We start from the raw sequence: 20,322 nt of genomic DNA on the forward strand, positions 1-20,322 counted from the left end.
GTGCATAAGAAAAAAAGGATGTTTCATACGGTAAACGATATTCCCCTTCGATATAAATTTCTGCTGATCTATGTGGTGAGCATCCTTCTCCCGATTATTGCGATTAATCTATTTTTTTATCAACGAACGTCGGCAGATATCGAGGTGCGGGAACAGGAAAATCTACGTAAATCCATTGACAGGGCTGCAGGTGAACTTGTCGGTATGATTGATGAGAGTGTGGCACTAAGCCGCATGATTGCGGCTGACGATTCCTTGTATGAAGCTCTGGACCGTACCTACGAGTCACCTGTGGAGTATTACAACGAGTATCACCTTTTCCTGCGTGATAAATTGACACGGTATATGTCAGCCAACATTCTGGAAGTTCGAATTTATACGGATAATGATACGATTCAGACCGGTAGTCACTACATCGTCATGAAGGACAAGGAAACATCATTGCCGGGCATGGAACAGTTAAATCAAGCAAGCGGGGATATTTTAGTCATCGATTATGAGGAACAGACCGGCTTCAGCCGGGGGAAACGAATTAGTGTCATTGGGAAAATGAAGACCTTTACTTCATACGCTAACTATGCGAAATATTCCAAAATTGATCTGGAAGTAAATCGCATTTATAGCATCCTCAATCGTGAGACGAACAGTCTACAGCTCCGGCTTGTGGATGGCAATAGTCGTCCGGTCGTTTCCAGTGCACGCTTCCCGGCAGATGAACAATGGTCTTCAGATGTGAATTCCGAATATATCATGGAGAAGTCACTTGGCAATCTGGCTTATCTGGATGGCTGGAAGCTGATCGGAGTTGCCGATACGAGGCATGTGGATCAATTATTGGATGAAGCGCGTAATTCCATTTTGTGGCTGGCGGTTATCAGCGTCATTGTACCTTCGGTACTCATTTACTTTATTCTGCGTTCTTACCATTACCGTATCCGTAAATTGTCACGGCATATGGAGAAAGTGCGGAATGAACGTTTTGACCTGATTGAAATCCAGGAAGGTCGAGACGAGATTGGCGGGTTAATTCGTACGTTTAACATGATGATCAGCAAAATCCATTCCCTCATTAATGATGTCTACAAACTGGAGATCAGGCACAAGGATCTGGAACTGGATCAAGTTCGAACGGAGTTATCCATGCTTCAGAGCCAGATGAACCCGCATTTTCTATTTAATACACTGAATGCACTGCTCGTCGTGAGTACCAAAAATGGTTATACCGAAGTATCGGAAATCATCAAAAGCCTGTCTTTGCTTATGAGACAACTGCTCAGCAGATCAGACAACCTGATTTCACTGGAGGAGGAGCTGCAATTCACAACGCTTTATCTTCAGATTGAGAAGTTCAGGTTCGGAGAATTGTTTGATTATACCTTGGATATTGATCCAAAGGCTGCTGGTAAACGCATTCCGCGCATGAGTATTCAGCCGCTGGTGGAGAATGCGTGCAAACATGGTTTACAGGCCCGCAAAACGGGGCGATTAATTCATATTATAGCTAAGCTGGGTGAATCCGGACTGGTTATTCGTGTCATAGATAACGGCATAGGGATGGAACAGGATAAACTGCGGCAATTAATACAGGATGTACGCTCGGATCAGGCGAAAGATGGCTCACATGTAGGTATTCGCAATGTCTATCGCCGCCTGGAATTATTTTATGACGGGGATGCAACGTTCACGATTCGCAGTGAGAAAGGTAGCGGTACAGAAGCCGGATATCATATTCCGACAGACAGACTGTGATTTATGAACAAGGGGGGACAGCGAGATGTACAAAGTACTTTTGGTTGACGATGAGCCGTTTGCGATCGAAGGGCTACAGTTATTAATTGATTGGCGAAAATTCGGCTTTGAGATTAACGGTGTATGCTCTAACGGAGAAGAGGCCGTTGAAGCGATACGTACAAACAAACCTGATCTGGTCGTCACGGATATTCACATGCCTGCGATGAACGGCCTGGAATTAATTGAAGAAGCGCGTCGTCTGGGACATGATTCCACCATGTTTGTCATCACAAGCGGTTACAGTGATTTTAATTACGCAAGGCAGGCCATTCGTCTTGGTGTGAGCAATTATTTAACCAAACCGGTGGATACGGTGGAAGCGGATGATATGTTGGAGCGTCTGGCGCAGGAATTGAAGGAGAAGCAGCAGCGTGAGAACGTCCGTGCACAGGCCAAAATTCATGAAATAAGGCATGTTTTGGCGACACTGGTTACTGGACAGGAAGTTGAGAATGAAGAGGACATGGCACATGATATCGCTCATCTGTATGACCAAGCTCAGAAGTGGACGTATGTAAAAGTGAGATTCCAGCGGGCAGATTCTGGTCAGATACGCTTGATTATTCATGAGGCAGTGAGCCGTGAACAGTGCTGTTATGTGGTGGAAAATGAACAGGATGCCTGCGGCATTGTATGGGGGGAAGTTTCTTCTGTGGCAGAAGCCCTGCAAGGAAGAAGCCATCGGGATTTTGCAGAGAGGCTGATGTCCAGCTTGAATGATGAGGTTCCGAATGGAGCCCAGCTTGCCGTGGGTCTGCCTGTGCAGCAACCGGGGGCCTTGTCTCTTTCCAGAAGTATGGCTGCCGAGACAGAACGCTTTTTGTTTTTGCACCAGGGAAATCTGCTATTTGCCGAAGATCTGCAGGAACAACGGCTACGGTTTACTCCTGAATCTCTTCGTGAAGCGGATCTCATTATGGAGCGTCTGGAGAACGGTTCACCAGAGCAGTTAAGCATGTCGATCAGGGAAGTGTTCGATCAATTTGTGACAAACAAGACTGCACCTGAATTTGTTCACATATTCATGACCCAGATTTTGTTCCGTGGCTTTTCCTTATGTAAGGAGCTTGGGGGAGAAACGAAAGATCTGCTGCAGGACGCAGCATTCCATCCCGATGATCGATATCACCGGAACATTGAAGGTTCAGCCAATATGCTGGAAGACTTTTGCTTGAAGTGTCAAGCGGCGGCAACATCACTCCGTCAAAAACAGCTCGGCGGAACACAGGCGATGGTAGCTGAATATTTGCGGGAGCATTTCAGGGAGACCTTTACGATTAAGGAGCTGGCAGAACGTTTCTTCATGCATCCGGTGCATCTGGGTCAATCTTTTATGCGGAAGTATGGCAAGGGTGTTCTCGACATGGTGCATGACCTGCGGATAGAAGAAGCTATGAGACTGCTCCGAGATTCGGACGATGCTTCATGCGCAATTGCAGAGCAGGTTGGTTATAAGAGCTACCAGCATTTCCTGAAACAGTTCGAGCGCAGAACAGGGTTGAAACCGGCTGAGTATCGCCTAAAGCAGGCTCAATAAAGCACACTTTAAGAGGTATGCGCCGGTTCAAGACCTCCTGCAATTAAGGGGGGGAGATGCTTAAATCTGTTTATTTTGAAACCGCATACATTTCCTCATAATAAAGACAGTAAGTTAAACCACTTCCAAGGAGGCGCAATACATGGGGGGATTGAAGAAAAAGAAACTTTGGGGTTCCGTTTCTCTTGTTCTGGCATTAACTCTCGCACTTGCAGGATGCAGCAGTGAAGAGGCCAAAACGACGACACCCGATGGTAAGGAAGTATTAAACATCTCGGCATTTATCGGTACACCAAACCAGGCACCAGCAGCGGATAACCGGATCTATAAAAAGATTGAAGATGAGCTGGGTGTCAAACTGAACATGGAGTTTCTGGTAGGTGACTTGCAGCAAAAGCTGGGTGTTATGGTTGCGGGTGGAGAATACCCGGATCTGATTACAGCAGACACCAAACTGGTTGCGGCCGGTGCGGTTATTCCGCTGGAAGATCTGATCGAGCAACATGCACCAAACCTCAAAAAGCACTTTGCAAAAGATTGGGAACGGATGAAAGATTCCAGTGACGGACATATCTACTGGCTGCCGAACTACGGTGTATACACAGGTGAGTTCATCAGTAACTACTATTCTGGTCCAGCATTCTGGGTTCAAAAGCAGGTGCTGAAAGAAGCCGGATATCCAACTCCGAAAACATTGGATGATTATATGAAACTGATTCGTGATTACGCTGCGAAACATCCAACGACAGCGGATGGTCAGCCGACAATTGGTTTCACAACATTGGCTTCCGACTGGAGAACCTTTCCACTTCTCAACCCGCCAGAGCACTTGACAGGTCATCCTAATGACGGCGGTGTTGTTGTAGATGATAAAGGCGTTGCAACTGTATTTGCGGATAAAGACATTTCGAAACGATACTATAAAGAGCTGAACAATCTCTATAACGATGGACTTCTTGATAAAGAAGCCTTTGTTCAGAACTACGATCAATATTTGGCAAAAATTTCTTCTGGCCGCGTCATCGGGATGTTTGACCAACACTGGAATTTCCAGCAAGGTGAAGATCCTCTCGTAGCTCAGAACAAAATTGGCGAAACGTATGTAGGTTTCCCACTTGTTTATGATACCAGCATCAAGGATCATTACCTGGATCGTCCGGTCATTAACTTGAACAACGGTTTTGGTATCAGTAAAGATGCTAAAGATCCTGTTGCAATCCTGAAATTCCTGGATAAGTTGATGGATGAAAAGTATCAAAAGCTGCTGTCTTGGGGCGAAGAGGGCGTAGACTACAAGGTCAACGAAAAAGGAAGATTTTATCGTACGCCTGAACAACGTCTTCAACAGGAAGACCCGGCATGGAAACTGGCTAATAAAGCCGAAGGTTTCTACGGTGCAGCACCGAAAATGGAAGGTACCTTCTCTGATGGAAACGCGATTGGTGCAACCAATCAGCCTGAAGAATTCTATGATGGCTTGAAGAAAGAGGATAAAGAATTGCTGGACGCATACGGTTTTAAAACATGGAGTGATTTCTTCTCTCCTGCACCTGAAAACCCAGTGTATTACCCAGCATGGCAAGTGGACTTGAAAGAAGGTTCAGATGCTTCGGTAGCCAATAAACAAATGACCGATACATCCCTGAAATACTTGCCACGAGCAATCATGTCCAACTCAGACCAATTTGATTCGATCTGGAGCGAATATGTGGACGCTTACAAGAAAATTAACGTGAAAGCATATGAAGACCGAATCAATGAGCAATTACAATGGCGGATTCAGAATTGGACCGTTAAATAAATAAAGGCGGTTGTTGGATCGCTTCGGAAGGTGATAGGTGCATGGATGTAAATCATGCCCTGTGCCTTCCGAACGATTCATCCCAAAATCCGCTGTACGTTGATAGGAGGAGTGAAAGATGGCGAATACGCCAGGAGCCATACAGGAAAAAAATGCTCCAACTGTTGCACCCAAGACGCCTCTGATGAAGCGCCTGCGCAGTCAAAAACAACTGATGTTTATGTCTCTGCCTATCGTCGCTTACATTTTGGTTTTCGCGTATTATCCGATCTGGGGCTGGGTAATGGCGTTTCAGAATTACAGTCCAGCGAAAAAATTCACGCAGCAGGAGTGGGTCGGACTTAAGCACTTCAAGTTTCTGCTTACGGACGACGCGTTTCTGAACGTGCTTCGTAATACGATCGCGATGAGTTTGATTAATATGATTCTTGGCTTTGTGACAGCCATTGTTTTTGCGATTTTGCTGAATGAAATCAAGCACAAGTTGTACAAACGCACGATTCAAACGATCTCGTATCTGCCTCACTTCTTGTCATGGATCATCGTTACGGGTATCGTTGCCAGCTCGTTATCTGTTGATGGCGGGATTGTGAACGTGGTGCTGATGAAGTTAGGATTTATCAATGAACCGATTATGTGGCTCAGCGTTCCAGAGTACTTCTGGGGTATTGTCGGTGCATCGCACGTATGGAAAGAGGTCGGCTGGAATGCAATCATCTATCTGGCAGCGATCACTTCCATTGACCCATCCCTCTATGAAGCGGCAGAAATTGATGGAGCTAACCGGTATAAAAAGATGCTTTATGTTACTTTGCCTGGGATCAAGTCCATCGTCATTATCTTGCTGATCATGAACATGGGATGGATTCTGGAAGCTGGATTCGAAGTACAGTATTTGCTTGGAAATGGTGTGGTTGTTGACTGGTCTCAGACCATTGACATCTTTGTCTTGAAATACGGGCTACAGATCGGTAACTATTCACTTGCTACCGCAGCCGGTATATTCAAAACCGTCGTAAGTATTACCCTGATATTTGCAGCTAACTCCATATCCAAACGATTCGGCGAAGACCGATTAATATGAGGAGGACACATCGATGGGAATAAACAAATCTCGGATTGAGCCGATTGTCTTCCATACATTTAACGGCTTGCTGATGATCTTTATTGCAGTAGTAACCTTGTATCCATTTTTGAATACGCTGGCGGTTTCTTTTAACGCGGGTAATGATACAATTCGGGGCGGCATCTACTTGTGGCCTAGGGAATGGACCAGCCAGAACTACAAAGCTGTATTTGCGGGTGGGACTATATTTGCAGCTTTTGGGGTTTCAGTCGCAAGAACTGTACTCGGTACGGTTCTGAGCTTGTTCCTGACTTCCATGTTGGCTTACACGCTTAGCCGCAAAGATTATATTCTGCGCAAACCGATTACCATTATTGTCGTCATGACCATGTATTTCAGCGCAGGTCTTATTCCAACTTACTTTCTGATTAAAGACTTGCACTTGCTTAACAATTTCCTGGTATACATCATTCCGGGCCTCATCAGTGCATTTAATATGATCGTTATTCGGACGTATATTCAGACGCTACCCGAAGGGCTAATTGAATCAGCCAAGATTGATGGTGCGGGAGATTTTAGAACCTTTATGTCCATCATCTTGCCACTCTGTCAGCCTGTGCTTGCAACTGTTGCGTTGTTTATTGCAGTAGGCCAATGGAACTCTTGGTTTGATACGTTCCTGTACGCTTCATCCAAGCAAAACCTGAGTACATTGCAGTACGAGTTGATGAAACTACTGTCGTCTTCTATGAACACGAATAGCAGTGCTGCGGTATCCAGCGGGGCAGATATTGGGCAGGCACGTAACATGGTTACACCAATATCAATTCGGGCAGCAATTACGATTGTTGCGGCATTGCCGATCCTGGTTGTGTATCCGTTCTTGCAAAAATACTTTGTACACGGATTGCAACTGGGTAGTGTGAAAGAATAGTAAGAAGTAGAAGTAAGAGTGTAAATTAAGAAAAGAATGAAATCAGTCTAAAGTAATGACTGATTTCATTCTTTTTTTTGTATAATTTTGTAACTTTTTTTATTTTTTAGATGTTATTTATTATAGGCATCCGCCTAAAAATAAATAAGGAGATGACATAATGAAAAGAAAAATCATTTCTAGTGTTTTGCTGCTTGGTTTAATTGTTTCAAGTGTATCGGGAGCAACTCTATCTGCGGAGGGTTCCACTTATTCACAGCATGTCGTGGATATAGCCATAACTCCTTCAGTGAATCCTGTCGGTAAAGTAGTTAAATATCAAAATGACACTAATGTAAAACCACTCATTGTAAAAGCTGTTGAAAACAGCACTTCGTCTTTTAAGGCTAGTGAGAGGAAGTCTACGGAAGAACTGGATGAATATCTTGCAAAAGTTGCTACTGGACAGGAAGAAAAGTATACAGAAAAATTTTTCGATATCTTAGAAAGTAACGGACTGGTTTACTATGAATTAGGGCAGAATTCTTCTAAAGTATCCACTCAGGCTGTGAACGGAGATATTCAAGTTAATACACCATTTGGAATATATAATTCAAACACTAAATATTGGGAAATTTGGGGAGGGTTTAAATGGAAAAATGATAGTGCCTGGTGGTCAGAAGCAAGAAACTGGGGAGGATTTGCAAACCCTACAGGGAATTTAGGAGGAGCAGATACAGCAGGAATCAATCTTACCGGCGGTACAAATGGTGCTGCTTTGAAGGAGTTCTATCTTCAACCTCTATGGCATGATGCTCCATCACCTTACAATAGTGGAAGAACGGGAGGGAATTCAGCTGGAAAACAAACAAATCGTGTAGGTACCTTTGATAGTTCATACGGGGCAATGTTTAAATTTCAAGATAGTGTATCCGGCTTTGGGACTGGTAGCGATGGGTATGCAAAATATGCAATGAATTTTGGAGCTGGAGCAGTTAAGCTTGCTTATGACAGTAAATTTTCTGGTGCAAGCGGAAATGCTGTGTCATACATGCGTCATACATGGGATAAAACTTATGTGGATAATGTTACTCTAAATAGTAACGGTAGTTTTTCAGTAACTATAAAAGGTGGTACCGATGCTACCGATACATTAATTGGACCTGATTATGCTTATTAATGTTCATTAAGTTACAGTGAGACGACCCTTAAAAGAGACCTTGACGATTCTTAAATATGCCAAGGTCTCTTATATAAATTCTATCTACTTCTTTTTTACATATTTAATGAACCAAAATACAAAGATCCAAGGCAAAATGTATATCGTTATCCACTCAAATAAATGGATAAGATCAATTACACTAAAGCCATTTTGAAATCTTTGATAACTTACTATAGATAAAATAAATATAACTAAAATACATATTGAAATATTCAATGGTTTGTTCGACATGATTGATCACTTCCTTCTTTTAATATGGAATATAATATATTTTGTAGCAATCATTACAATAAAGTGTTGATTTGTCAATAGTGAAATAAAGTGCAATTTTTATTATGACGTGTTGAGAAGCTAAGCACCATAGTTCCTCTGAAAGTATTCTTGAGCGATTTTCGCTTTCCTTTATGTCGGAGCAACAACATGCCGCAAGCGAGTATTACAGTATGTTCTTATAAAGAGGTAGATACAAAATTAAATTTCTAACTACAATTCTACTTATCTTTATGCTTATGGCTTGTTCAAACAGAGTGATATCTTTTGATGGGGAGAGCGATAACTGGAAGGTGATGCTCACAAACAATTCTGAAACAGAGATGGCCGAATTCTCCGTAAGATATATCGGTGACGAATATGCCGTAAAGGATGTATATTACCAGTTCAGAGGTCAAGAATTCGATGCAAGTGGGTATGAGGAAGATCTGGGGAATCCGCAACGAGATATCAAACATGCTTCAGGCGCCAAGTTTCTAGATCTTGAGCAATTTCCTGTCTCTATTCATATTCAATGGAATGAAGATCAAGCCGAAACGATATATCTTGAAGGGTTATAAATTGAATCCAAACGGAGTTGAATCAGATGGAAAGCATCCGTAATTATGCGATAACGTTTTTCGGAAATTTCGGGATGGCCTATTTTATTTTTGGAGAGGGAACGATCGGTAGGCCGTTGCTATTTGCGCTCTTTATGCTCATGTTGATGATGGGAATGGACTGGTACAAAAGCAGGGGGAATCATACGTTGAATTAGCATATGTGTACTTTGGAGCCGATTCTGGCAGAGGATCGGCGGTTTGGTGTGCAATTTTGGTGAGGAGGTGCTGGATTATTGTCACGAATCTTTCGCTTGACTCATTCCGATGTTGGACGCAGCAGAAACAGGAACAACTACAGGAGCTCCGAATCTCAACAGAAGAGAGAAAACAAAACCGTGAAAATGAGAAGGAGAGTACTTTCAATCCTTTCATTGGATATGACCATGACTCGGAGAGGGCTATTGGGCAGGTCACGATCTGGGCTTCTGGGCAGATGGGATTTGAGGTGATTAACATCGGGCACAGAAGAACGTTTATTGTGGAGGTATATTGAGCAGATTGAAGAGCAAGGCACAAATTTCGAAACGACGCCGGAACCTTACTTTGGCGCACTACAGTCCGGAGTTAGGACTTAGAGTAGCCTATGGTAACCTTCTATTGAAGTGAGAATGAGGACTACCATTTACATTAGAGCCTTTGTTCATTACACTTGATAAGTAAAGCTTATAAATAGGGTATATGTAATATCAATTCAGATTATCAGGAGGATATTAATTATGCATCAATCAGCACACATTCAGGAAGCACGCGATTACATATTAAACCGAATCAACAGCAAGCCCGTCGTGGGCATGATTCTGGGTTCAGGACTGGGAGCACTTGCGGACGAGATTGAAAATGCAACGGTGATTCCTTATACAGAAATCCCATACTTTGCCCAATCTGAAGCGATCGGACACGCCAATGAACTGGTGATTGGAGAATTGATGGGTCAGACCGTAGTGGCAATGAAAGGCCGTCTGCACTATTATGAGGGTTTTACACTAGAAGAAGTTACGTTCCCGGTACGCATTATGAAGGCACTAGGTGTTGAACAATTGATCATTACCAACGCTTGTGGCGCGGTTAACACCGGTTTTGAACCAGGCCAGCTCATGCTGATTACTGATCACATCAATCTCGTTGGTAACAATCCACTGATTGGGCCAAATAATGCCGAACTGGGTGTTCGTTTCCCGGATGTATCCCAAGTATATAACCGTGAATTACGCAGTATCGCACTGCAGGTTGCTGAGGAGCAAAATGTCAGCTTGCAACAAGGTGTATACGCTTGGTGGAGTGGCCCGGCCTATGAAACACCTGCTGAGATTCGCATGATTCGTACGATGGGTGCGGACGCTGTAGGGATGTCTACTGTACCGGAAGCCATTGTTGCTATTCACGGCGGCATGAAGGTGCTTGGTATTTCCTGTCTGACAAACATGGCATGTGGTATTCTGGATCAGCCGCTCAGTCATGACGAAGTGATTGAGGTAGCCGCGAAAGTGAAAACTACATTTATTGGTTTGGTTAAAGGTATTTTGCAAAAAATGTAACATACATTTCTTTATATTTGTAATATCGTTCCATAAGCACTGCCAAGTCTGAAAAATCAGACGGGCAGTGTTTTTTTGTGAAATAAGGGAAGCAGAATTATTCCTAAAATGGAAGATTCCCCTTATAATATGTAAGAGCAACATCAAGAAGAGATCAGCTGAATAAAAAGGAGAATGAAATCATGGAGGATTTGCTCCAGGATGAATATGTTATCTTTAAACACATTCATGCGAATTGGTTGAGAAGATTTGAAGGCGCCGGAGGCAAATTGTTTCTTACGAATCAACGATTAATTTTTGTACCCCACAGTTTAAACATTCAGACAGAATGGGTTCAAATGGAATTATGGGGAATGAGCAAGATTGAGAAGCATCAAACATGGGGCATTATTCCTAACGGAATTAAAATTACAATGGATTCGGGAGAAGTTGTCAAATTTATCGTATGGAATCGTTCGAAGATCATTCGTGAAGTTATCTGTGCCAAGAGGACAGATGATATTATCTTAAATTAGTTTAAATAGCCACCCGTACATATCATCTTTAAAAAATACAATAACCTTTGACCCATGCAATTCGTATGGGTTATTTGTTGTTCCAATCACGGGGCCAGCCGAATTGTAATGAAAATTTTACAATATGAATGTGTTTATATGAAAACATTGACAATACGCTAACAATTCCAAGATTTCCCGTTTACAAATCGGTCCTATAATTACAAACGTGATAGGTCATTTTTACTATGAACGTGGATGGTTTGGGGGGATGAGCGAACAAGCTCTCATATTGACGATACATGCAAACATACCAAGCAGGGCACAGCAATATCAGGCAAGATTATATGGAGAAAAGAAGGGTGACAAAAGCCAATGTCAATGAAGAAGACGTTAGTAGTGTCCATGGTAGCCACAGTATTAACAACCTCTGTGGCTCACGCAGTATCGGCTGCTCCTGCAACAAAATCTGTAGCTAGTACGAGTGCAGCTCAGGTGAAAAACTCCACGTTTACCATAAACGGTAACAGTGTCATTGTACGTTCCATTGTGAAAAATGGAGAAACGCTTGTAGCCGTTCGTGATGTAATCCAAGCGATCGGTGCACAAGCTGAAATTGCAAACGGAGCGACGGTGATTCAATTGAATGGTCACACGGTTAGCTTGCAGAACAAGTCCAAGCAGCTTGTCGTGGACGGGGCTAAGGTGAATCTGAACCAGCCAGTTACGATCATTGGAGGAGTAAGCTACGTTGCACTTCGTCCGCTCGTGGCAGGCGTAGGCGGTACCGTTGGATTGAAGAATGGTCAGCTTGAAGTCAGCACGATTGCTCTGATTGAAGGTACAGAGAACCCACGTTTTGCCGGAGTAAATCAGCTTATTGTCTCCAAAAACGATGATCAGGGCAGAAGTGATTATCTCGTGAATACTACTACTAGAAAATATGAGTTGCTGTTAACAACTGAGGGCGGTTCAGACCTGGTTGTATCCCCGAGCGGCAACCAAGCAGCTTATACGAATGCAGAAGGAGCCGTATACGTTATCGATCTGAAAACGAAGGCTTCCAAGCTCATTACGAATGATACAAGCATCAAACCGGAACTGGTCTGGTCTGCGGATGAGAGTTCGATCTATTTCCTGCAAGGAGATAAAGGGTCAGTGATTGCGAACCTGAACCTGGCGGACGGCACCATTAAGAAACTGGTGGAAGATAAAGTCGATTACAAAGAAAACTTGAATGTGTCACTGAGCGGCAAACGATTCGTCTATACCGTAACTACTCTGGGTAAAGTAACCGCAGATTCAACGAATGTAGATGCAGACAATGTGGACATTGATTTTTCGGCGAATCAACAGCAATTATTTTCGTATAACAACGGTGCTGACAAACCATCGGCAGTGAAGTTAACCACTTCAACGGATGATAAAGTATTTATTTATTCTGCAGATGGTCAGAAAGCTTACTACGTAAGTGTATCTTCTGAGGATGGTAATGCTTCCCTCATGTCCGTAGATGCATCCCAGAAACCAGTCACCGTGTATAACGAGCATGATGTAGAACAAGCAGTTCTGGCAGGCGGTACCTTATACGTACTTGCTGCGCAGGATGACAAGAACAGCGTGATTCTGTCCATCGATACGGTAACCGGACAACAATCCAAGCTGTACACCGTGTCCTCTGATGTATCTTCTATCGTTGTGAAGGGTTCACAGATTGCTACCGTTGAGAACGGACGAGTGCTGGTGCAAGCAGATGGTAGCTGGAAAGCTGTAACGAAGTAAGAAACTGTAGTAAAAACAGAAGCTCCTAATTGAATGAAGTTGATCGGAAAAATGATATCCCAATATGAAATGTAGTGAAAATTAAAATTTAACGTTAAATTCGAGAGGAGCTTTTTACAATGAAAAAATGGATTAAACCTTTCACAGCCATGCTGATGGCTGTATCCCTGGTTGGTGGACTTGGTGGTGCAATGACAGCTTCTGCTGCCAAAAGCACGGAGAAAGGCAAGATTGTCATCAATGGATCTTCTGCACTCCTCCCATTGACGCTTCAAGCTGCAAGTGAATTCAAGAAAGACAATCCAAAAGTTAAAATCTCGGCATCTGCTGCAGGTTCCGTTACGGGTCCGCAATCTGTTCGTAAGGGCATTGCAGACATCGGCGCGGTAGACTGGGATGCATCCAAGGATGTTCCTGGCTTCAAAAAATTCGATGGACAGGTTGCTCATCCGGTAGCCGTAACGGTGTTCACAGCGGTTGTGAACACGAACGTAGGTGTAAGCAGTCTGACAACGAAACAATTGCAAGACATCTTCTCCGGTAAAGTAACGAACTGGAAAGAAGTTGGCGGTGCAGACGGTAAAATCGTTGTCGTTAACCGTAAATTCGGATCAGGTACACGCGTTAACTTCCAACAAAAAGCACTCGATGGTAAAGATTTCATGAACAAAGGGGACAACTACAAAGAGGTAGGTTCCAGCGGTGATATGAAAACAACCATCGAAACGACACCTAACGCGATTGGTTATATCGACCTGCCGTACGTAACAAGCAAAATGAAAGCTGTATCCATCAATGGCGTAGCACCAACAGAGAAAAACGTGCTGAACAAAACATACAAAGTATGGGGTATCGGATACTACATGACGAAAGGTCAACCAACGGGTGCAACGAAGGCATTCATCGAATACATCCAAAGCAACAAATTCCAAAACGGTTCCCTGAAAAAGCTGAAATTCATTCCGCTCGCAGCCGTTAAGTAAAACGTTCAGTCTGATCTGAATCAGACTTCAACATCCTGCACCTGCATTTCATAAGAAAGGGATAGCCAGCTTCCGCGCGTGGTCGCCAAGCTGGCTTCTCTATGTGAAAGGAAGAGTCCTCTATGATGGAAATGAATCCACCGGCGAACAGCCCGGCTCCGAATGAGCTGGGTTCAAGCCTTGGCAAAGCGCCCGAGAAGAGACGACGTTTTGACCGTAAAGCCCGGCTCCGGTGGTCTAACCGCATGTTTCGCATCCTCTGCATTAGCAGTGCGGCCTTTGTCTGCCTCGTTCTGTTCTGTATTCTGGTGCTTATGCTTCGCACAGGTGTCCTTACTTTTGCAGACGTCTCGCTGAAAGAATTCTTTTTCTCCACGAACTGGGACCCGGAAAATGAGCACTACGGTGCGCTGACCTTTATTCTGGGCACGTTTGCTCTCACTGGGCTGACGATGCTGATGGCGATTCCTCTCTCCGTGATCATTGCTGTATTCCTGGCGGAAATGACACCAAAATGGCTTCGTCGCCTGCTGCGTCCGGTGCTGGATCTGCTGGTGGGTATCCCGTCCGTCGTGTACGGTTATCTTGGTTTGACGGTTCTAATTCCATGGCTTCGGGACTTGAGCGGACGTGATCTGGCAGATGGTCTGCTAGCAGCATCTATTGTACTGACCATCATGGTACTGCCGACGATTAGCCGGATTAGTGATGATGCGATCTCCGCCGTGCCGAACAAATACCGGGATGCGGCGTATGCACTCGGTACGAATCGGTTTCAAACGATTACCCGGGTTGTGCTTCCGGCGGCAAGAGGCGGTATTATGTATGCGGTCATTCTGGGTATGACACGTGCCATTGGTGAGACGATGGCAGTGGTTATGGTTATTGGTAATACGGCGCAGCTGCCGACCAGTCTGTTTACGCCAACTGCCGTGCTGACCAGTAACATTGTGATGCAAATCTCCAGTGTAGAATTCGATTCGATCTGGAATCATGGCTTGTATATGATGGGCTTTATTTTGCTGGCGATCTCTATCCTGATGATCGTTGCCGTGAGAATGCTGCAGAAGAGAGGGGGACGTCACCTGTGAGTGTGAAAAGAGAGGTTAATCCGGCTACTGCGTATTCCTTTGGCAAACGGCGATCGTCCTCGGCATGGATGGATCGGCTGTTTACGGGGACAGTGTGGGGCGTAGGTATCATCGTTATTTTATTTATTGTGGGATTGTTGTTTCTGTTGTTGCAAAAAGGGTTGCCGATGCTCAGCTGGGATTTCCTGTACGGTGTACCGAGTGAGATTGAAGAAGGCGGAGGCATTGGCCCTGCGCTGTTCAACTCTTTCTATGTGCTGATTCTGTCCCTTCTCATCTCGATTCCGATCGGTCTTGCAGCAGGCATTTACCTTGCTGAATTTGCACCAAACAACAAACTGATTGAGGTTGTGCGTATATGCGTGGAAGGGCTGTCGTCCGTGCCATCGATTATATTTGGTTTGTTTGGGATTGCACTGTTTGTCGAATACTTCGAGATCGGTCTGACAATTCTTGGAGCTGCGGTCAGCCTTGCCTTCCTGAACTTGCCTGTGTTGACCCGGGTGACAGAGGAAGCGGTTCGTGCTGTCCCGACCGAACTTCGTAACGGTTCGTTTGCACTGGGTGCAACGCATCTGCAGACGATTCGGCAAGTGGTTCTTCCTGTTGCGCTGAACGGAATCATGACAGGTATCTGTCTGACCGCAGGCCGTGCTTTTGGCGAAAGTGCCGTTATTATTCTGACCGCGGGTGTATCCACGTCCGGCGAGATGTGGGATTTCAATCTGTTGTCACCAGGCGGAACGCTGGCGGTGCATCTGTGGTATATCCAGTCCGAAGCTATTGTGCCGGATGCGGAGCAGATTGCCCAGAAATCCACAGCCGTTCTGATCTTTGTCGTGCTGCTTATCAATATTTTATTCCGTGTGCCGCTGTGGTTTAATTCTCGTAAAAATCAAATGTAACGTAGAGCCAAAGTCTACGCGGGCAAACCTGTTATGTCTGCTATAAAAATAGTATATTCCAAATCATCGCCAGGAGGGCACATGGTGCAATCGATTATTGAAACGAATAAGCTGAACTTATTTTACGGTACCTTTCAGGCGCTGAAAGAAGTATCTATTGAAATTCCGGAACGTGCCATTACGGCATTTATCGGTCCATCCGGCTGTGGCAAATCCACTTTGCTACGCACCCTTAATCGTATGAATGACCGGATACCTGGCACACGAATTGAGGGGAACGTGGCTGTTGGGGGAACAGATATTTACAGTGGTGATGTGCATGTAGAGACACTGCGCAAGAAGATCGGTATGGTCTTCCAGTCACCGAATCCTTTTCCGAAATCCATCTATGACAACATTGCATTCGGACCAAGACAGCATGGGATTCATGGCAAAAAAAAGCTCGATGAGATCGTTGAACGCAGTCTGCGTTCCGCCGCTCTCTGGGATGAAGTCAAGGACAACCTGAAGCGCTCAGCGCTTAGTTTGTCAGGTGGACAACAGCAACGTCTGTGCATCGCTCGTGCTTTAGCGGTCGAACCGGATATTCTTCTCATGGATGAAGCGACGGCTTCCCTTGATCCAGTCTCCACCTTCAAGATTGAGGAACTGACACATGAGCTGAAGGAACGTTACACCATCGTGATGGTTACTCATAACATGCAGCAAGCCGCACGTGTTTCCCAGCAGACCGTGTTTTTTCTGAACGGTGAAGTTGTAGAGTATTCGCTTACGAAAAGCATGTTCTCCGAACCCGTCGATGCGCGTACACAGGACTATATCAGCGGCCGATTTGGTTGAGCTTGCGGAGTGGGATGGATTTGGGATGAATGTGAGTTAAAGGTGAGCTAAGTGAATAACGCATAGAGAAGTGTTTATATCATATAGCAAGAATAGAGAAGCTAGCTCTGTAGGTGTAGCTTATGTAGTAGACGAGAGCCTTTCAGACTTGGTCTGAAAGGCTCTTTTGTCGTTTATATTTTCCAGGGGAGACGAGGGTACTTGTAACGAAAAACGGTGTTATTCTCATGTTTCACATAAATCCATGGAGGTGGGATAGGGGTGCCGAACGCTTTGTATAAAGTGGTTCCTTCATCACTGAACGAATATGCTTCTATGCTGTCGAGAATGTCATCCCCCTGCATTCTTCCTTGATAAGACAGAGTTTGCCCCTGCGTGCTAATATGAGTTGCGCCTGAAATAAATCGGTAGGATGTATTGATCAAGCCAACCTTTTGGGAGGACAACATCATGAATTCGCTCAGGAGCAGTATGCTGATGAAAATCGTAAGAATTGCACTCGTAATCCAACGTTTTTTCTTCATTTTGCAGACCTCCGTTATGGTGAAGTATCAATGGAATTTTAATCTTTAGAAATGGCTTCATTCTCAGACTATTCTCGCCTCGTAGACGTAACCACAGATGTTTATGATAGAATAAATAATCTGGGATGATGAAACGGTAAGGGACTGAATAGACATGAACAAAACGGAGCGACAGCTCGCTATTACGCTAGAACTACAACGAACAAAACTGATAAGGGCAGAGGATCTGGCTGCTCAGTTTGAGACAAGTGTTCGTACAATATATCGCGACATCCAAGCATTAAGCGAGGCTGGAGTGCCCATTGCAGGTGCTCCGGGTCATGGGTACTCTCTGATGGAAGGGTACTTTCTTCCCCCGGTAAGTTTTACTGCGGAGGAAGCCGTATCTCTGCTCATGGGAGCGAAGTTTATCGAACAGAGATGGGATACTGCGTATGGCATTCAGGCCAAGTCTGCACAGCGCAAGATTGAAGCTATTTTACCAGATGCCATTCGTAAGCAGTCCTCGCGTGTACAGGAAACGATGCGCGTGCTTCATCCGATGGGACCTGATACAACAGCGATGGTGAGAAGCTACCTTAACGATATACGGAATGCAATTCTGGAGCAACGTAAAATCAGCTTGATGTATCTGAAAAAAATGCCGGGAGCGGATGGAAAACGTTCGAATCAGCGTGTTGTGTCTCCATACGGACTCACCCTGGTGCGGGAAAATTGGGTGTTGATCGGCAGATGTGATCTGCGGCAAGACGTTCGTCATTTTCGTTTGTCCCGCATGTCGGAGCTTTCTGTTCTGGAAGAAAAATTTTGTCTACCGCCAGATTTTGATCTGAATCGGTATCAGCCGCCAGATGATCGCAACGAACGTGTGCTTGTCCGAGCGACATTTGAAGTTGCTGACAAAATGATGGAGGCCCTTCATTTTTATATTGATCACGTGGAGGATCAAGAGGACGGTATTCATTTCCACTTTCGTGTCCGCTATCCTGAGGAAATCCTGCCTCATCTCCTTGGTTTGGGTGGAGATATCGAAGTGATGGAGCCGGAGTCTCTGCGTGTTCGTATGCGGGAGATGGCGACAAATATCTTAAAGCACTACTGACATACCCTTGTCAGTAGTATTTTTTTATACTGGAATTAATCAAGATGAAGAGGAGTTGTTTGCAGGATGAAAAGCACAAATGAAATATTACAGTCTTTCGAGACTTCAGTTGAGAGGTATGTAGCAGAATTAAATCTTTTAAATATGGATGAGTTACTAAGAAAAGAGAATGAAGAGGAATGGTCGATCGGGCAGATGTACATGCATTTGATTCAATCGGCACTGTTTATGCAATTGCGTAATATAGAGCATTGTTTAGCTAAAAATGAACAAACTGTAGATTTGGATGCGGAAAAAACAGAGCTGGGCAGTCAGATATTTGAGGCAGAACAATTCCCTCCTGTTCGGGTTAAAGTACCAGCTTCTTCGCAATATACACCATTGCAACCCGAAAGTAAGGAACAACTGCTTGAAGGACTGCAGCAGGTTGTAGATCGGATGCGAAGTACAGCTTCTGTTCTTGCTCTAGAAGAAGTGGGTACAGGCTCTAAAGTGCTTCACCCCCGTCTTGGAGCGTTAAACGCTCAGGAGTGGTATGAGTTGATCGATATGCACTACAAGCATCATTCTTTACAGCTGGATCGTTTGAAAATGAGTCTGGGAATGTAAATTTAATAACTAGTACGGATGGGAATGAATTGTCCATGATTGAGTTCGGGTCAGAAAGAAGGTGATGGTTAAGCGTTGTCGAATGAAGTAGTAATACTTCAAAGGAGTTGTCAGTTTATGCGCTATGATCCGGATGTATTAACGGCTCAGGATGTTTTTGAATATGAGTCTCATGAGGTAAGAAGTGTGTTACGGTCTGTTAAATATAGCATAAGGGTAGGAGACCTTTTTTTTATTATTACTCCTTACGACGATAAAATGTATGTTGTAGAAGAGATCGAGGAACATTATGACAGTTGGACTGTTATCTATAATGGTGGAAGAAGAGTAGCAGAGAAAGATGTATTTCCCCTATTCACCGTGGGTTCATTAATAAATATGTTATCTTATGATAATGACTTTGATTTAAGGACTGCTGGGGCTAAGTGGATTGTAATTATTGATCATTGCCATGAGTATGCTTCAGAGGAAAGTGAGCTTCTTGTTACATTTTTATGGTATGTGCTTGTTGATTTGAGTGTACGAGGACTAATTAGTCGTGATTAAGCAGACGAGAGGAAGATACCTGTGGCAGTCCAGAATACCAATCCTAAAGTAGATGCATATCTAAGCAAAATCAAAACCTGGAAGGAAGAATCCGTGAAATTGAGACAGATCATCCTGGATTGTGATCTGACTGAAGATTATAAATGGATGCATCCGTGCTACACGGTGAATGGGAAAAATGTGGTGCTGATTCATGGCTTTAAGGAGTACTGTGCAATCCTGTTCATTAAAGGCTCGTTGCTCAAAGACCCGCATGGTATCCTGATTCAGCAAACGAATAATGTGCAGGGAGGTCGCCAGATTCGTTTCACTAACCTGGAGCAGATTATTGAACAGGAAGAAATCCTGAAAGCTTACATCCGTGAAGCAATTGAAGTGGAACAAACCGGATTGAAGGTGGAGAAAAAGGAAGTAGAACAATTCGCGGTTCCTGAGGAACTTCAACAACAATTCGATGCGAATCCTGCTTTCCAGGAGGCATTTGAAGCGCTAACCCCTGGGCGCCAACGGGCGTATCTATATCACTTTTCACAGCCCAAACAATCTAAAACCAAGACATCCCGCATTGAAAAATATATGCAACCTATTATGGAGGGAAAAGGGTTGAATGACTGAATCTTAAGTAAGTGCGTGTGCCATGAATCAAATTAGCTGATACGTTTTAAGAGGAACATGACGACTCATCTAGCGGGTGGTCATGTTTTTGTTG

The 20,322-nt window shown here is 44.2% G+C and carries 20 protein-coding genes; 19 read left to right on the forward strand and 1 reads right to left on the reverse strand.

Going from position 1 to position 20,322, the window contains the following annotated elements:
- Positions 1-18 precede the first annotated feature (18 nt).
- The 15 genes from ACUTVW_RS09810 to pstB all read left to right on the forward strand — a co-directional run bounded on the left by ACUTVW_RS09810 (position 19) and on the right by pstB (position 16,832).
- On the forward strand, positions 19-1,749 hold the full coding sequence (locus tag ACUTVW_RS09810; protein ID WP_445645870.1) for a sensor histidine kinase: 1,731 nt from the start codon (positions 19-21) through the stop codon (positions 1,747-1,749).
- Positions 1,750-1,774: 25 nt separating this feature from the next.
- The gene (locus ACUTVW_RS09815) at positions 1,775-3,328 is read left to right on the forward strand and encodes a response regulator transcription factor (RefSeq protein WP_445645615.1); all 1,554 of its coding nucleotides are present in this window, start codon (positions 1,775-1,777) and stop codon (positions 3,326-3,328) included.
- A 142-nt stretch (positions 3,329-3,470) separates the two neighbouring features.
- Positions 3,471-5,129 carry an ABC transporter substrate-binding protein gene (locus ACUTVW_RS09820; protein ID WP_445645616.1) on the forward strand — a complete coding sequence of 553 codons (1,659 nt, stop codon included), beginning with the start codon at positions 3,471-3,473 and terminating at the stop codon, positions 5,127-5,129.
- Positions 5,130-5,247: 118 nt separating this feature from the next.
- Positions 5,248-6,213: an ABC transporter permease gene (locus ACUTVW_RS09825; RefSeq protein ID WP_445645617.1), complete on the forward strand. Its 966-nt coding sequence runs from the start codon at positions 5,248-5,250 to the stop codon at positions 6,211-6,213.
- Between the two features lie 13 nt (positions 6,214-6,226).
- Positions 6,227-7,129: a carbohydrate ABC transporter permease gene (locus tag ACUTVW_RS09830; RefSeq protein WP_445645618.1), complete on the forward strand. Its 903-nt coding sequence runs from the start codon at positions 6,227-6,229 to the stop codon at positions 7,127-7,129.
- 160 nt (positions 7,130-7,289) lie between these two features.
- Positions 7,290-8,288: a hypothetical protein gene (locus tag ACUTVW_RS09835; RefSeq protein WP_445645619.1), complete on the forward strand. Its 999-nt coding sequence runs from the start codon at positions 7,290-7,292 to the stop codon at positions 8,286-8,288.
- Between the two features lie 605 nt (positions 8,289-8,893).
- On the forward strand, positions 8,894-9,160 hold the full coding sequence (locus ACUTVW_RS09840; protein ID WP_445645620.1) for a hypothetical protein: 267 nt from the start codon (positions 8,894-8,896) through the stop codon (positions 9,158-9,160).
- A 26-nt stretch (positions 9,161-9,186) separates the two neighbouring features.
- On the forward strand, positions 9,187-9,357 hold the full coding sequence (locus ACUTVW_RS09845; protein WP_445645621.1) for a hypothetical protein: 171 nt from the start codon (positions 9,187-9,189) through the stop codon (positions 9,355-9,357).
- A 561-nt stretch (positions 9,358-9,918) separates the two neighbouring features.
- Entirely contained in the window at positions 9,919-10,737 is an 819-nt protein-coding gene (locus ACUTVW_RS09850; protein ID WP_445645622.1) for a purine-nucleoside phosphorylase, read from the forward strand.
- Positions 10,738-10,919: 182 nt separating this feature from the next.
- Positions 10,920-11,252 (forward strand): GRAM domain-containing protein, encoded by a 333-nt coding sequence (locus ACUTVW_RS09855; protein WP_445645623.1) that lies wholly within the window; start codon positions 10,920-10,922, stop codon positions 11,250-11,252.
- A gap of 354 nt (positions 11,253-11,606) precedes the next feature.
- Positions 11,607-13,013, forward strand: coding sequence for a stalk domain-containing protein (locus ACUTVW_RS09860; protein ID WP_445645624.1), 1,407 nt, complete (start codon positions 11,607-11,609; stop codon positions 13,011-13,013).
- A 119-nt stretch (positions 13,014-13,132) separates the two neighbouring features.
- Positions 13,133-13,996, forward strand: coding sequence for a phosphate ABC transporter substrate-binding protein (locus ACUTVW_RS09865; RefSeq protein WP_445645625.1), 864 nt, complete (start codon positions 13,133-13,135; stop codon positions 13,994-13,996).
- 122 nt (positions 13,997-14,118) lie between these two features.
- On the forward strand, positions 14,119-15,087 hold the full coding sequence (gene pstC / locus ACUTVW_RS09870) for a phosphate ABC transporter permease subunit PstC (RefSeq protein ID WP_154887679.1): 969 nt from the start codon (positions 14,119-14,121) through the stop codon (positions 15,085-15,087).
- Complete coding sequence (gene pstA / locus ACUTVW_RS09875) at positions 15,084-15,992, forward strand: phosphate ABC transporter permease PstA (RefSeq protein WP_090915329.1); 909 nt, start codon at positions 15,084-15,086, stop codon at positions 15,990-15,992. The genes pstC and pstA overlap by 4 nt, the downstream gene beginning before the upstream one ends.
- An 81-nt stretch (positions 15,993-16,073) precedes the next feature.
- Positions 16,074-16,832, forward strand: coding sequence for a phosphate ABC transporter ATP-binding protein PstB (pstB, locus tag ACUTVW_RS09880; RefSeq protein ID WP_445645626.1), 759 nt, complete (start codon positions 16,074-16,076; stop codon positions 16,830-16,832).
- A gap of 173 nt (positions 16,833-17,005) precedes the next feature.
- Here pstB and ACUTVW_RS09885 read toward each other — a convergent pair whose 3' ends face one another.
- The gene (locus tag ACUTVW_RS09885) at positions 17,006-17,356 is read right to left on the reverse strand and encodes a hypothetical protein (RefSeq protein WP_445645627.1); all 351 of its coding nucleotides are present in this window, start codon (positions 17,354-17,356) and stop codon (positions 17,006-17,008) included.
- Between the two features lie 154 nt (positions 17,357-17,510).
- Here ACUTVW_RS09885 and ACUTVW_RS09890 point away from each other — a divergent pair, with 154 nt between their 5' ends.
- The 4 genes from ACUTVW_RS09890 to ACUTVW_RS09905 all read left to right on the forward strand — a co-directional run bounded on the left by ACUTVW_RS09890 (position 17,511) and on the right by ACUTVW_RS09905 (position 20,228).
- Positions 17,511-18,458: a helix-turn-helix transcriptional regulator gene (locus ACUTVW_RS09890; protein WP_445645628.1), complete on the forward strand. Its 948-nt coding sequence runs from the start codon at positions 17,511-17,513 to the stop codon at positions 18,456-18,458.
- A gap of 66 nt (positions 18,459-18,524) precedes the next feature.
- Positions 18,525-19,067: a DinB family protein gene (locus ACUTVW_RS09895; RefSeq protein ID WP_445645629.1), complete on the forward strand. Its 543-nt coding sequence runs from the start codon at positions 18,525-18,527 to the stop codon at positions 19,065-19,067.
- Positions 19,068-19,184: 117 nt separating this feature from the next.
- A complete protein-coding gene (locus ACUTVW_RS09900) occupies positions 19,185-19,613 on the forward strand; it encodes a hypothetical protein (RefSeq protein ID WP_441924456.1) in 429 nt (142 codons plus the stop codon).
- Between the two features lie 21 nt (positions 19,614-19,634).
- Entirely contained in the window at positions 19,635-20,228 is a 594-nt protein-coding gene (locus tag ACUTVW_RS09905) for a YdeI/OmpD-associated family protein (RefSeq protein WP_445645630.1), read from the forward strand.
- Positions 20,229-20,322 lie beyond the last annotated feature (94 nt).

This window comes from Paenibacillus sp. TSA_86.1 (assembly GCF_052691815.1).